The 13,410-nt window shown below is 65.6% G+C and carries 12 protein-coding genes; 9 read left to right on the top strand and 3 right to left on the bottom strand.

Features of this window, described 5'->3' with window-relative positions; genetic code table 11:
• Positions 1-78 precede the first annotated feature (78 nt).
• A complete protein-coding gene (locus SSO01S_RS07685; RefSeq protein WP_066797578.1) occupies positions 79-1,428 on the bottom strand; it encodes an MFS transporter in 1,350 nt (449 codons plus the stop codon).
• A 130-nt stretch (positions 1,429-1,558) separates the two neighbouring features.
• On the opposite strand from SSO01S_RS07685, the gene cyoA reads away from it, so the two are divergent.
• From cyoA to SSO01S_RS07725, 8 genes are all read left to right on the top strand, one after another.
• The gene (gene cyoA, locus SSO01S_RS07690) at positions 1,559-2,611 is read left to right on the top strand and encodes a ubiquinol oxidase subunit II (protein ID WP_066797581.1); all 1,053 of its coding nucleotides are present in this window, start codon (positions 1,559-1,561) and stop codon (positions 2,609-2,611) included.
• Positions 2,612-4,612: a cytochrome o ubiquinol oxidase subunit I gene (cyoB, locus tag SSO01S_RS07695; protein WP_066797585.1), complete on the top strand. Its 2,001-nt coding sequence runs from the start codon at positions 2,612-2,614 to the stop codon at positions 4,610-4,612. It begins immediately after the preceding gene.
• 2 nt (positions 4,613-4,614) lie between these two features.
• Complete coding sequence (gene cyoC, locus SSO01S_RS07700; protein WP_066797588.1) at positions 4,615-5,226, top strand: cytochrome o ubiquinol oxidase subunit III; 612 nt, start codon at positions 4,615-4,617, stop codon at positions 5,224-5,226.
• Complete coding sequence (cyoD, locus tag SSO01S_RS07705) at positions 5,226-5,567, top strand: cytochrome o ubiquinol oxidase subunit IV (RefSeq protein ID WP_066797591.1); 342 nt, start codon at positions 5,226-5,228, stop codon at positions 5,565-5,567. Before cyoC ends, cyoD begins: the two co-directional genes overlap by 1 nt.
• Before the next feature lies 1 nt (position 5,568).
• Positions 5,569-6,228 (top strand): SURF1 family protein, encoded by a 660-nt coding sequence (locus SSO01S_RS07710; RefSeq protein ID WP_066797594.1) that lies wholly within the window; start codon positions 5,569-5,571, stop codon positions 6,226-6,228.
• Positions 6,228-7,517, top strand: a complete 1,290-nt coding sequence (locus SSO01S_RS07715) for an ATP-binding protein (protein WP_066797597.1) — start codon at positions 6,228-6,230, stop codon at positions 7,515-7,517. Before SSO01S_RS07710 ends, SSO01S_RS07715 begins: the two co-directional genes overlap by 1 nt.
• Positions 7,514-8,047: a response regulator transcription factor gene (locus SSO01S_RS07720; protein ID WP_066797600.1), complete on the top strand. Its 534-nt coding sequence runs from the start codon at positions 7,514-7,516 to the stop codon at positions 8,045-8,047. The genes SSO01S_RS07715 and SSO01S_RS07720 overlap by 4 nt, the downstream gene beginning before the upstream one ends.
• A 69-nt stretch (positions 8,048-8,116) precedes the next feature.
• Positions 8,117-8,779 (top strand): cytochrome b, encoded by a 663-nt coding sequence (locus SSO01S_RS07725; protein WP_066797603.1) that lies wholly within the window; start codon positions 8,117-8,119, stop codon positions 8,777-8,779.
• 8 nt (positions 8,780-8,787) lie between these two features.
• Here the strand turns inward: SSO01S_RS07725 and SSO01S_RS07730 are convergent, their stop codons facing one another.
• Positions 8,788-10,944 (bottom strand): sensor histidine kinase, encoded by a 2,157-nt coding sequence (locus tag SSO01S_RS07730; protein ID WP_169798336.1) that lies wholly within the window; start codon positions 10,942-10,944, stop codon positions 8,788-8,790.
• A 176-nt stretch (positions 10,945-11,120) separates the two neighbouring features.
• Between SSO01S_RS07730 and SSO01S_RS07735 the strand changes: the two genes are divergently transcribed.
• The gene (locus SSO01S_RS07735) at positions 11,121-11,762 is read left to right on the top strand and encodes a LuxR C-terminal-related transcriptional regulator (RefSeq protein ID WP_066797609.1); all 642 of its coding nucleotides are present in this window, start codon (positions 11,121-11,123) and stop codon (positions 11,760-11,762) included.
• 7 nt (positions 11,763-11,769) lie between these two features.
• Here SSO01S_RS07735 and SSO01S_RS07740 read toward each other — a convergent pair whose 3' ends face one another.
• Positions 11,770-13,323 (bottom strand): class I adenylate-forming enzyme family protein, encoded by a 1,554-nt coding sequence (locus SSO01S_RS07740; RefSeq protein ID WP_066797611.1) that lies wholly within the window; start codon positions 13,321-13,323, stop codon positions 11,770-11,772.
• Positions 13,324-13,410: the final 87 nt, after the last annotated feature.

The raw sequence follows: 13,410 nt of genomic DNA on the forward strand, positions 1-13,410 counted from the left end.
AATACACTATCGTCAAGTACGCGAAAGGCCCGCCGGTTGCGCGGCGGGCCTCCCTTGCGTTTCAGCAGCTAGCGGGGATCAGGCGTTCGGACGCGCCCATTCGCTGTTGATCGCCAGCGCGGCGAGCGTGCAGAGCGCGCCCGACAGAAGATAGATGCCGACCGACCAGAGCCCGAAATTGCTCGCCAGCGCCAGCGCGACCAGCGGGGCGAAGCCAGCGCCGATCAGCCAGGAAAGGTTCGCCGTGGTCGCGGCACCGGTATAGCGGCGCTCGCTGGAGAAGCTGGAATTCACAGCACCCGAAGACTGGCCGAACGCCAGGCCGAGCAGCACGAAGCCGGCCAGCATATAGACCGTCTCGCCAAAGCCGCCCGCGCCCAGAAGCTGTGGCGCGAAGCCGCTATAGGCTGCGATCAGCCCCGCCGAGACGCCGAGCACCGCGCGACGGCCCACGCGATCGGCGATGAAGCCCGAGGCCAGCATCGCAAGGACGCAGACTGCGGCACCAATGATCTCGATCACCAGGAAGCGTTCGGCACTTTCGCCGGTGTAGAGGATCACCCAGGAGAGCGGGAAAACCGTGACCAGGTGGAAGAGCGCGAAGCTGGCGAGCGGCGCGAACGAGCCGAGCGCGATCGTCCGCCATTCGACGCGCACCGTTTCCCAGAAGGGCGCGGGCTGAAGCTCGCGGCTTTCGAACAGGCGCTGGAATTCGGGCGTGGCGACAAGCCGCAGCCGCGCGAACAGGGCGACCACGTTGATCGCGAAGGCGACGAAGAAGGGATAGCGCCAGCCCCAGGACAGGAAATCCTCGCTCGACAGCGTCGATACGAAGAATGCGAACAGCCCGGCCGCGACGATCAGGCCGAGCGGTGCTCCCAGTTGCGGGATCATCGCATACCAGCCGCGGCGATTCTGCGGCGCGTTGAGCGACAGGAGCGAGGGCAGCCCGTCCCACGCGCCGCCAAGCGCGACGCCCTGCCCCACGCGCAGCGCGGCGAGCATCCAGGCGGCGGCGAGGCCGGCATTGGCATAGCTGGGCAGGAAGGCCATCGCCATGGTCGACCCGCCAAGCAGGAAGAGCGCGATGGTGAGCTTCACCCCGCGGCCGTGATTGCGATCGATCCACATGAAGATCGCCGAGCCGAGCGGGCGCGCGATGAAGGCGAGCGCGAACAGCGCGAAGGAATAAAGCGTGCCGGTCACCGGATCGACGAACGGGAAGATCAGCGACGGGAACACCAGCACCGACGCGATCGCATAGACGAAAAAGTCGAAGAACTCGCTCGTCCGCCCGACGATCACGCCGATCGCGATCTCACCGGGGGCGATCTTGTGCTCGCGCGCATTCACGACGCGGGCATCGCGCTCCAGCTGCGTAGAATTGGCCTTTTGCGTCGAATTCGACGCGGCGATCGGTGCACTCATGCGGGTCTAGCTCCGGCGGCCTATGCGTATATTATTGCGTTATTCCTCCCCTTGCACCAGAAAAGAGCATCGGTGGGATAGGACAAAATGTCCAATGTCGGCGTAGGAAGCGCCGGGATAGGCGGATGGCATGCGTGCAACATCTACGCCCCTGAAGAAATGGCGGCGCCTTCCGGCGGCGGCCCTGCTTGCGGCTGCTACCTTGCTCAGCTCGTGTAACAACGAGGTGCTAAACCCTGCGGGCGACATCGCGCTCCAGCAACGCGACATCATCTATATCTCGACTGCGCTGATGTTGCTGATCATCGTGCCGGTGATCGTGCTGATCGTCGTGTTTGCCTGGCGTTATCGCAAGGGCAACGGCGCCACCTACGATCCCCATTTCGACCATTCAACTTCGCTTGAGTTGGTCATCTGGTCCGCGCCGCTGCTGATCATCATCTGTCTTGGCGCGCTTACCTGGTGGAGCACGCACCTGCTCGATCCGTTCCGACCGGTGAACCGTATCGCGGCGGGCAAGCCGGTCGATCCCAATGTGAAGCCGCTCACCGTCCAGGTCGTCTCGCTCGACTGGAAATGGCTGTTCATCTACCCCGAACAGGGCGTCGCCACGGTCAACGAACTGGCGCTTCCGGTGAACCGGCCGGTGCGGTTCGACCTGACATCGACCAACATGATGAACACCTTCTACGCGCCGACGCTGGCGGGGATGATCTACACCATGCCCGGCATGCGATCGACGCTGCACGCGGTGCTGAACCGGCCCGGCACGTTCGAGGGGCTTTCCGCCAATTATAGCGGCGCGGGCTTCTCCGACATGCGCTTCAAGCTCTACGGCGTCGATGACGCGGGCTTCGACAATTGGGTCGGGCGCGTGAAGGCCAGCGGCCCCGCGCTCGACACGGCGCAATTCCTCGAGCTGGAAAAGCCCACCGAGAAGGTGCCGGCCATGTATTTCGGCGGCGTCGACAAGACGCTGTTCGCGCGGGTGTTCCAGCGCTGCGTCCGCCCCGGCACCCCGTGCGGGACCGGCATGCACGGCAGCCACGGCAGCGTGCCGCAGACCGCCAAGCCCGACGGCGCACTGTTCAAGCAGCCCACGGAAAAGGGCGCAGGCGAAAGCCTGACCCCGCCGCCGGGCGCGCAGCCCAGCCCCGCACCGCATTCGCACCAGGAGCGTTAAATGTTCACCGAATCGCTGGCGCGCACCATTTTCGGTCGCCTGACCCTTGAGTCCTTTCCGGTCCACGAGCCCATTCTGCTCGTGACCTTCGCCGTCGTCGTCGTGCTCGGCGTCGGCATCCTCGCGCTCGTCACCAAGTACAAGCTGTGGGGATTCCTGTGGACCGAATGGTTCACCACCGTCGATCACAAGAAGATCGGGATCATGTACATGATCCTGGGCATCATCATGCTGCTGCGCGGCTTTGCCGACGCGGTGATGATGCGGCTCCAGCAGGCGATGGCGTTTGGCGGGAATGAGGGCTACCTAAACGCCCATCACTACGATCAGATCTTCTCCGCGCACGGGACGATCATGATCTTCTTCGTCGCGATCCCGCTGGTGGTGGGCATCATCAACTATGTGATGCCGCTCCAGATCGGCGCGCGCGACGTAGCCTTTCCGTTCCTCAACAACCTCAGCTTCTGGCTGACCGCAGCGGGCGCGATCCTGGTGATGATCTCGCTGTTCGTCGGCGAATTCTCGCGCGGGGGCTGGCTCAACTACGTGCCGGTCACCAACATCGAGAACAGCCCGGATACAGGGCCGGATTACTATCTATGGGCGCTGCAGATAGCGGGCATCGGCACCACGCTGAGCGCCGTCAACATGGTCACCACGATAATCAAGATGCGCGCGCCCGGCATGACGATGATGAAGATGCCGGTCTTCTGCTGGACCGCGCTCTGCTCGAACGTGCTGGTCATCGCGATCTTCCCGGTGCTCACCGCCGCCTTCGCGCTGCTGATGCTCGATCGCTATCTGGGTTTCAACTTCTTCACCAATGATCTCGGCGGCAACCCGATGATGTATTGGAACCTGGTTTGGATCTGGGGCCACCCGGAGGTGTACGTGCTGATCCTGCCGATCTTCGGCATCTATAGCGAGATCACGTCGACCTTCACCGGCAAGCGACTCTTCGGCTATTCGTCGATGGTCTATGCGACGGTCGTCATCACGATCCTGAGCTATCTCGTCTGGCTGCACCACTTCTTCACCATGGGTTCGGGCGCGAGCGTCAACTCGTTCTTCGGCATCGCCACCATGGTGATCTCGATCCCGACGGGCGCGAAAATCTTCAACTGGCTGTTCACGATGTATCGCGGGCAGATCCGTTTCGAGCTGCCGATGATGTGGGTCGTCGCCTTCATGATCACCTTCGTGGTGGGCGGGATGACCGGCGTGCTGCTCGCGGTGCCCCCGGCGGACTTCGTGCTGCACAACTCGCTGTTCCTGGTGGCGCACTTCCACAACGTGATCATCGGCGGCGTCGTGTTCGGCCTGTTCGCCGGCATGGATTACTGGTTCCCCAAGGCCTTTGGCTTCCGGCTCGACCGCTTCTGGGGCAAGGTGACCTTCTGGGGCTGGGTGATCGGCTACTGGGTCGCATGGACGCCGATCTATATCGTCGGGCTGATGGGCACGACGCGTCGCGTGCGCCACTTCGACGATCCGAACCTGCAGATCTGGTTCGTGATCGCGGCGATCGGCGCGGTGATCATCCTGATCGGCATCCTCGCCTTCGTCATCCAGATCGCCGTGAGCATTAAGAATCGCGAGAAGCTGCGCGACACGACCGGCGATCCCTGGGACGGGCGCACGCTGGAATGGTCCACCTCGTCGCCGCCGCCCAACTACAACTTCGCGTTCACGCCGCAGGTCCATGATCTCGACGCATGGTACGACATGAAGGATCGCGGCGCCGAACGTCCGGTAAAGGGCTATGTGCCGATCCACATGCCGCGCAACACCGGCGCGGGTGTGATCCTCTCGGCGCTGGCCACCGTGCTGGGCTTTGCGATGGTGTGGTACATGTGGTGGCTCGCGGCGCTCTCCGCCGTCGCCCTGCTGATCTACAGCATCTGGCACACCTTTGATTACAATCGCGACTATCACATCCCCGCGGAGGAAGTCGCTGCCCAGGAAGACGCGCGCACCAAGCTGCTCGCGGCGGGAGCGTAACCATGACGACCATGACCGAGAAGCCGGCCTTCTACGTCCTTGAGGAAGAGCATCACGAGCCCGGCGGCAGCACGATGCTGGGCTTCTGGATCTACCTGATGAGCGACGCGCTCATCTTCGCGACGCTGTTCGCCACCTATGGCGTGCTGAGTTCCTCCTTCGCCGGCGGACCGACCCCGCGCGAGATCTTCGAGCTGCCGCTGGTCGCGGTGAACACCGCGCTGCTGCTGATCTCGTCGATCACCTATGGCTTCGCGATGATGGCGATGCAGCAGGGCAAGCTGAACGGCGTGCGGCTGTGGCTGGTGGTAACCGGGCTGCTGGGCGCGGGCTTTGTCGGCATCGAGCTCTATGAGTTCAGCGTGCTGGTGCATGAGGGCGCGACGCCGCAGACCAGCGCCTATCTGTCGGCCTTCTTCACCCTGGTCGCCACGCACGGGCTGCACGTCACCTTCGGGATCATCTGGCTGGTGGTGATGCTGTTCCAGCTCGGCCAGCGCGGGCTGCACCCCGAGAACCAGCGCAGGCTGATGTGCCTGAGCATGTTCTGGCACTTCCTCGACATCGTCTGGATCGGCGTGTTCACCTTTGTCTATCTGCTCGGAGTCCTGTGATGAGCGCTTCCCACGAAACCGCCCCCCATGGTTCGCTGCGCGCCTATCTGATCGGCTTCCTCCTGTCGGTCGTGCTCACCGCCATCCCGTTCTGGATGGTGATGACCGGCGCGATGGCGCCGCAGGTCACGGCCGCCATCATCGTCGCCTTTGCAGTGGTGCAGATCCTGGTCCACACCGTGTGCTTCCTCCACGTCAACACGCGTTCGGAGAGCGGCTGGACGCTGATGGCCTTTGTGTTCACCGCAGTGATGGTGCTGATCGTGATCGCGGGCTCGCTGTGGATCATGTACCATATCGACGGCAACATGATGCCGACGCCGGAGATGATCGCTTCCTGACATGAAGCGGACGCTGCTCGCCGTCTTCGCGCTGATCGCCGCGCTGGGCTTCACCGCGCTGGGCGTGTGGCAGATCGAGCGGCGAGCATGGAAGCTCGACCTGATCGCTCGCGTCGATGCGGGGCTGAAGGCCCCGCCCGCGGCGGACTGGCAGCAGTACGCCGAATATCGCAAGGTCCGGCTACGCGGTGCCTATCTGTGTGACCGCGAGGCCCTTGCCAAGGCGGTTACCGAGCTAGGCGAGGGCTTCTGGGTGATGACCCCGCTGCGCACCGCCGAAGGGACCGTGCTGGTCAATCGAGGCTTCGTCCCCTCCGCCAGGCAGCCGCGCTGGTGCGAGCCCGGAACCCAGACGACCGTTACCGGCCTGCTCCGCGCATCCGAGCCGAAAGGCGGGTTTCTGCGCAGCAACGATCCGGGCGCGAACCGATGGTTCTCACGCGATGTGAACGCCATCGCCGCAGCGCTCGGGCTGGGCCCGGTCGCTCCCTTCTTCATCGATGCAGACGCCACTCCCAACCCCGGCGGCTATCCGCTAGGGGGCCATACCGTGGTCAGCTTCCGCAACAATCATCTCGTCTATGCGCTCACCTGGTTCGCGCTTGCAGCGTTGAGCGTGGCCGGGCTGGTCCTGGTCCTGCGCAAGCCAAAGCGCGCTTGATGGACGCGCCCCTCCTCGCGCTGACCCGCACGGGCCCGGACGTGCTGTCCGCCGAGACGGCGGCGGCGGCGAACATGCGCCAGCTCATCCAGCTCCGCTGGATAGCGGTTGCGGGGCAGACCATCGCGATCCTGCTGGTCGATTTCGGCCTGGGCGTGCCGCTGCCGCTCGTCGAGATGCTGGGAGTCGCATTGCTCCTGGGGCTGGCGAACCTGCTCGCCACCATGGCGGTGCCGCGCCACCGCGTTCACGATGCCGAGGTCATGCTGGCGCTGCTGCTCGACATGGCGGCGCTCACCCTGCAGCTCTATTTCAGCGGCGGCGCGACCAATCCGTTCATCTCGCTCTATCTGTTGCAGGTCGTGCTAGGCGCGATCCTGTTGCCGCCCGCATCCGCCGCGTTGCTCGTCGTGGCGACGGTGCTCAGCTACGCGTTGCTCAGCGTGCGCTATCTCCCGCTGGAGATACCGAGCGGGCTGTTCGCCGAGATCGCCGATCTCTTCGCGATCGGGCGGTGGATCGCCTTTGTCATGGTGGCCAGCCTGCTGGTGCTGTTCATCACCCGGATCACGCGAAACCTGCGCGCGCGCGACGCGCATGTCGCCGATCTGCGCCAGCACGCCGCCGAGGAAGAGGGGATCGTTCGCATGGGGCTGTTCGCGTCGGGAGCGGCGCATGAACTCGGCACCCCGCTCGGCACGCTATCGGTGATCCTGGCCGACTGGCGACGGATGCCCGCCATTGCCGGAGACCCCGAACTCTCCGCCGAAGTGCAGGAGATGCAAAACGAGGTGCAGCGCTGCAAGCATATCGTTTCCGACATTCTGCATTCCGCCGGTCAACCGCGCGGCGAAGCGATGGAAAGCATGGCGGCGGGTCCGTTCCTCGATCGGGTGGTGGAGGAATGGCAACCGACGCACCCGAACGTTCCGCTCGACTTCGACCGCGAAGGCGCCGGGAATGCTGTGATCGCGGTCGATCCCGCGCTGCGCCAGGCGATCTGCAACCTGCTCGACAACGGCGCCGAAGTCTCCCCCGCCGTGCGGCTTCGCGCCACGATCGAGGGCGAGATGCTGGCCATCACGGTGAGCGATTTCGGCCCGGGCTTCGCGCCCGAAACGCTTGCCGCTGTCGGCAAGATCTACCAATCGACCAAGGGCGCCGGGCATGGGCTGGGGCTGTTCCTCGCCACCAATGTCGTGCGCCGCCTGGGCGGGCGGCTGGAAGCCCGCAACCTTCCCTTTGGCGGCGCCGAAGTCCGCCTGATCCTGCCGGTGAAGCCGCAATGACCGACCAGCCCAGCCTGATCATCGTCGAGGACGACGCCACCTTCGCCCGCACGCTCGCCCGCTCGTTCGAGCGACGCGGCTACCGGGTTCGGGTCGCCGCGAACCCGGCCGAGCTCGACCTCCTGCTCGACGCGGAGGTGCCCGAACGCGCGGTGGTCGACCTGAAGCTCGGCACCGCATCGGGCCTCCCCTGCGTCGCCACGCTGCACGCGCGCGACCCGGAGATGCTCATCGTCGTGCTGACCGGATATGCCAGCATCGCCACCGCGGTCGAGGCGATCAAGCTGGGCGCGTGCCACTATCTGGTGAAGCCTTCGAACACCGACGATATCGAAGCTGCATTCGGCAAGGCACCGGGCGACGCCAGCGTGCCCGTTGCCGGCCGCGCGTCATCGATCAAGACCCACGAATGGGAGATGATCAACGAGATGCTGGCAGAAACCGGCTTCAACATCTCCGAAACCGCGCGCCGCCTGGGAATGCACCGCCGGACGCTGGCGCGAAAGCTGGAGAAACGCCCGGTGAAATAGCCGGACTCTGTTATTTGCAAACCGCGCGGCTGTTGTATCTAGCGCATAACGATAATCAGGGGGGCGAAGATGGCGGACGACACGGCACAACAGCGGTATACGCGCGTGGCGGTGCTGCTTCACTGGGCGATCGCGGCGCTGATCCTGTACAACCTGGCATCGGGGCTGCTGCGCGACGCGCTCCCGCGCGGTTTCTTCGCTTTTCACGTTTCCTCGGGGATCACGATCCTGATCCTCACGGTGGTGCGCGTGGGCTGGCGGCTTACGCACCGGCCACCGCCTTATCTGGCGGTCAAGAAGTGGCAGGCGAACCTGGCGCATGGCGTTCATTTCCTGCTCTATGTCGCGATGGTGATGGTGCCCTTCTCGGGCTGGGCGCTGATCTCCGCCACCCCGCCTCTGGGCTCGCCCGGCGCCGCCTATGCCGCCGAGCAACAGGCCGAAAAGGCTCGCGCCGAAGGTCGGCCCGCGCCCGCGCCGCGCACGCCGCGCATGCTGTGGGGAGCGGTCGAGATCCCGTTGATCGGCTCCGTCGCCAAGATCGGCGCTACGCCCGAGGGCCTGGCCGAGCAGCGCGCGCTGCACGAACGGATCGAGACCACGCACGAGATCGGGGCGTGGCTGATGCTGTTCCTGCTGCTCCTGCACATCGCCGGCGCGCTCAAGCACCAGATCGTCGACCGCCTGCCCGAGCTCGCGCGGATGGGGCTGAGCCGGAGGCCGGAAGCCTAGCGTCGGCTTTAGCCCGCCGCGACGAGGCTGGCAGACCCGGCATCGTCGCGCGGGAGCTGGATCTGCAGTTGCGCGACCGAACCGGCTTCGGTGGCGCGGATCTGGAAGCACCCTTCAAGCAGGGCGGCGCGGCGCGCGCAATTGGCGAGGCCATTGCCCCAGCCCTGGCTGGAATCGAAGCCCCGGCCATCGTCGCGCACGCAAAGTTCAAGCTGGTGCGCGGCCACCGAAATCTCGACCGACACGTTCCGCGCTCCCGAATGGCGGACGATATTGCTGCTCAGCTCGCGCACGATCGAAACCAGGTGCCGCGCGGTGGCATAATCGATTGTCTGCCCGGTCGATCCCGCCGCAGCCACCGGCCAGGATAGCGCGATATCATGCGCCTCCAGCCGATTGGTCGTCTCGAAGCGCATATCGGCGATAACGTCGTCGAGCGGGCGGCGAGCCCCGCCCGATCCCGTGATGATCGCGCGGATATCGGCCATCGCTTCCCGCACGTCGCGGCGCATCATGTTAGGGTCCTCGCGGTGCAGGCTGGTGAGCAGGCGCGCGCTGACGTCGTCGTGCAAATCCTGGCTGATCCGGGCGCGCTCTTCGGCAACGCCGCGGATATAGGAATCGCGCGCGCCCATCAGCGTCTCCACACCCTCGATCACTTCGCTCACCTGCTCCAGATCGGTCGCGTCGAAATCGCGCGCGCCGCGCTGGGCGAAGCGCAGGACCAGCCCCGGCATATCGCGCACGCGCGGCAGGCGCAGCGCGGCGCCATCCTCGGCAAGGCAGGGCGCGGCGGCCGGATCGCGATCGGGGGCGATCTCCAGCGGATCAAACATCGCGGCAAGCCCCGCGCGCCAGCGCTCCGCGCGCATTTCCGCGCCGAGCGCGAACGCCAGCTCGCTCGCCAGCCTCAGGCTGTGACGGGTGGCGGCGTTCCGCCGACGATCGGCGCGTCGCGTGATCGCCTGGCGCAGCGGAAGATAGATCAGCCCCACCGCGACGATCGCGATCGGCAGCGCGATCCCCTGCGATCCGGCGGCCACGCCCAAAATGGCAAGATCGAGCATCGCGACCGCGATCGCCGCACAGACAGAGAGCAGCATCCCCGGTGCCCAGCCATCGAGCGTGAAGAGGCGGTGGCGCGCAATCGCCGCGCCCAGCCCGGCATAGATGACGAGCAGCAGCGGCAAAGCGATTGCCTCGCTGATCAGCGGCGCACCGCTGATCAGCATGGGAAGGATCACCATCGCGATGAACAGCGCGGACGAAACCACCGTCGAGGATCCGATCAGTCGCAGCGCCGCGAGGCCCACGGGATCGCCACGCACCGCCCAGGCCTGACAAATGATCAGCACGACGAACAACAGGAACTCGACGACGATCGCGGCGAACAGGAGCGCCACTGTGTCCCCGGTCAGATCGGCGACGTTGATGATCGTCAGCAACACGGCCGCTGCGCCGATCATCCATGCCACGGCACGCGGCATCAGCGGCGCGGGGAAGCGGCAGAAGAGGATCAGGATCGACGCGGCGAAGAGCTGAACACAGGCGTGGTTGACGATCATCAGCCAACGATATGCGCCCCCCAGCAGCAGCGGATCATTGCCCGCCGCCAGCGTGCAGCCGACTCCGAACAACCCCAGGCTCATCACCGCGAAGGTGCGCGCGGCATTGTTGCGCGGGCGGATCACCAGGATCCACAGGCCGCAGAGCAGGCCGGCAAAGCCCGTCACCAGCGCGGCCCAGAAGCCGCCGGGCAGATCGGCGAGGTGGCGCACACGGCTGGTGGCGGGCACGGACCTTCCATCGGGGAAATGCACCGTCACCGGCCCGGCGAGCAGCGCCTGGGCCACGGCGGCGCGCTTCGCCCACCACACACGGTTTTCCGCCCGGCTGCCCTGCGCGACGATCCCGTCGATCAGCGTGTCCGCGCGCACCGAGATCGGCGCGCCTTGCTGCGGCTGGATGGTGAGCGGCGTATCGCGCGGCAGCAGCAGGGTGCCGCCCGCATGACGCAGCTCGAGATGGCTATTGTCGTGGCGTACCGCCTTCAGATCCGCAATCGGCAGGCGAAGCGCGGAGACCAGCACGATCGCGATCACGATCAGCGACAATAATGATAGCTCCAGCAACCGCCGTTGCGGTCTCCGGACCGGCCTGTCCATTGCGGCAGCCCCCTCCATAGCCGCCTTTTGACGGCGCGCGTGGTGATTGTCCACGTTTCAGCAGGTACGAATTTTCAGCCCCTTGCAGCGAATGTCTCGCAAAAATGTCGCGACGCGCGGGGCGTACCGGAAACCGGGTATGTCCCGGCGCACCAAGTGCGGTTATTCCCTTCGCAATGGAGAAATCCCCGCGCAGCTATCTCGTCGTCGAGGATATTGCGGAGACGCGCGACTGGCTGGTCGCGAGCGTCGATCAGGTGTTTGGTGCGACCGCGCACGCCGCCGCCACTTTGGGCGAAGCGCGCGCCTGGCTGCGCGGGCAGGATGCCGGAACCGCGTTCCTGGCGCTGGTCGATCTTGGCCTGCCCGATGGCAATGGCGCGGACTTTATCGACGAGGTTACGGCGCGCTGCCCCAATGCGCTCGTCGTAGTCACCACCGTATTCGACGATGATGAATCGCTGATGGGCGCGCTGGCGGCGGGGGCGCAGGGCTATCTGCTCAAGGATCAGGACGGACCTGCGATCGCGCATCGGCTGGCGATGATCGATCATGGCGAAGTGCCGATCTCCCCGGCAATTGCCCGCCGTTTGCTCCAGCGATTCCGCGCCGATGAGCCGAGCCACGCCGCGCTCTCTCCGCGCGAAACCGAAGTGCTGCGGCTGATCGGACGCGGACTCAAATCCGCCGAAGTGGCGGGCGTGCTGTCGATCAGCCCCCAGACCGTGACCACGCACGTCAAGACGATCTACCGCAAGCTCGAGATCACATCGCGCGCCGAAGCCGCGCTGGAGGCGCGCAAGCGCGGGCTGGCCTGAGGCCGGTCTAGCCCGGCACCGCTCCGGCAAACTCGTCGCGCAACTGGCGCTTGAGCACCTTGCCGATCGCGCTGCGGGGAAGTTCGTCGACGATCTCGATCGCGGCGATGCGCTGGGTCTTGCCGAGGCGGCTGTTCGCATCCGCCAGGATTGCCTGCGGGTCGGCTGACGGATCGGCGAGCACGACCACCGCCAGCGGCGTTTCGCCCCAGCGATCGGAGGGCACGCCGACCACGGCGGCGTCGCGCACCGCAGGCTGGCGCAGCAGCTCGGCCTCCAGATCGGTGGGATAGATGTTGAACCCGCCCGAGATGATCAGGTCCTTGGAACGATCGAGCAGGATCAGGAACCCGTCCTCGTCGAACCGGCCGATATCGCCGTGGCGGATATAGACATTGCCCTCTGCATCGCGCCATTCGGCCTCGCGCGTCTTTTCCGGCTGGCCCAGATAGCCCGACATCATCAGCGGCGAGCGCCCGACGATCTCGCCCGCCTCCCCCTGGGGCAGCTCATTGCCGTCCTCGTCGATGATCTTGATGACATGGCCGGGGCTGACCTGGCCCACGGTGTGTAATTTGTCGGGATAGAGATGCGCGAGCAGCGTCGTGTTCGCGCCGCCCTCGGTCATGCCATAGCCGTCGACCAGCGCACCGGGCCAGCGCTTGAGCACATCGGCCTTGAGCGCCGCCGGAAAGGGCGCGGAGGTGCTAGTCTTCGCCCGGTAGGACGACAGATCGAAGCGATCGAAATCGGGATGCTCCATGATCCGGCGATACTGGATCGGCACGAGCATGGCGTTGGTCACCCGCTCGCGCTCCGACAGCGCAAGGAAGCGCCCAGCGTCGAACTTCTTCATCAGCACCACCTTGCCGCCGGCGCCCAGCGTGGGGAGCAGCGCCACCAGAGTGGTGTTCGAATAAAGCGGCGTGGAGGCGATCGAGACCGATGATTCGCCGATGCCGTTGCCATAGAGCCGCTTGGCATATTCGTGGCGCATCTTGTGGCTCTGGACGATGCCCTTTGGCGTGCCGGTGGTGCCCGACGAATAGATGATGTTGAATGGGTCCTCCGGTGCGACCGAGCGCGGCTCGGGCACTACCCTCGCTTCGGGGAGCCATTCGGCGAGCGGCGTTCCCATAGCCGCCTCGTCCAGCGCCACGCGCGTCACCGCTTCCGGGAATGGCAGATGCGCCAGCGCCCCGCTGACATCGCCATCGACAAAGAGGAAGCGGCTGCCGCTATCGGCGAGCATCAGCAGGATCGTCTCGGGCGCGGCGGAGGAAGTGAGCGGCGCGGGCACCGCCCCGGCGCGCAGCGCTCCCAGAAAGGCGGCGACCGACGCGATCGAATTGCCCGCAGCGATAGCGACCACTTCGTCCTTCGCCACGCCCGCGCGCTGGAGGCCAGCCGCCACGCGATCGAGCAAGGCATCGAGCTCGCGCCAGGTGATGCGACCTGTGTCATCGACCAGCGCGACGGCATCGGCATGCGCCGCCGCCTGGCTTCGCAGCAGATCGCTGAACGACAGGAACGGCGCTGCGATAATGTCTTCAAGACGCACGAAACCTATACTCCCTCAGGGCCGGGCACCGCGCGGCCGGATATATGCAGGGTCGCACATGCAGCGGCATACGCAAGAGGCGGAACG

The sequence above is a fragment of the Sphingomonas soli NBRC 100801 genome (assembly GCF_001591025.1).
GTDB classification, from domain to species: Bacteria; Pseudomonadota; Alphaproteobacteria; order Sphingomonadales; family Sphingomonadaceae; genus Sphingomonas; species Sphingomonas soli.

Coding starts and splice junctions, on each gene's coding strand:
- SSO01S_RS07685 (WP_066797578.1), bottom strand. CDS start 1,428: ATGAGTGCACCGATCGCCGCGTCGAATTCGACGCAAAAGGCCAATTCT.
- cyoA (WP_066797581.1), top strand. CDS start 1,559: ATGCGTGCAACATCTACGCCCCTGAAGAAATGGCGGCGCCTTCCGGCG.
- cyoB (WP_066797585.1), top strand. CDS start 2,612: ATGTTCACCGAATCGCTGGCGCGCACCATTTTCGGTCGCCTGACCCTT.
- cyoC (WP_066797588.1), top strand. CDS start 4,615: ATGACGACCATGACCGAGAAGCCGGCCTTCTACGTCCTTGAGGAAGAG.
- cyoD (WP_066797591.1), top strand. CDS start 5,226: ATGAGCGCTTCCCACGAAACCGCCCCCCATGGTTCGCTGCGCGCCTAT.
- SSO01S_RS07710 (WP_066797594.1), top strand. CDS start 5,569: ATGAAGCGGACGCTGCTCGCCGTCTTCGCGCTGATCGCCGCGCTGGGC.
- SSO01S_RS07715 (WP_066797597.1), top strand. CDS start 6,228: ATGGACGCGCCCCTCCTCGCGCTGACCCGCACGGGCCCGGACGTGCTG.
- SSO01S_RS07720 (WP_066797600.1), top strand. CDS start 7,514: ATGACCGACCAGCCCAGCCTGATCATCGTCGAGGACGACGCCACCTTC.
- SSO01S_RS07725 (WP_066797603.1), top strand. CDS start 8,117: ATGGCGGACGACACGGCACAACAGCGGTATACGCGCGTGGCGGTGCTG.
- SSO01S_RS07730 (WP_169798336.1), bottom strand. CDS start 10,944: ATGGACAGGCCGGTCCGGAGACCGCAACGGCGGTTGCTGGAGCTATCA.
- SSO01S_RS07735 (WP_066797609.1), top strand. CDS start 11,121: ATGGAGAAATCCCCGCGCAGCTATCTCGTCGTCGAGGATATTGCGGAG.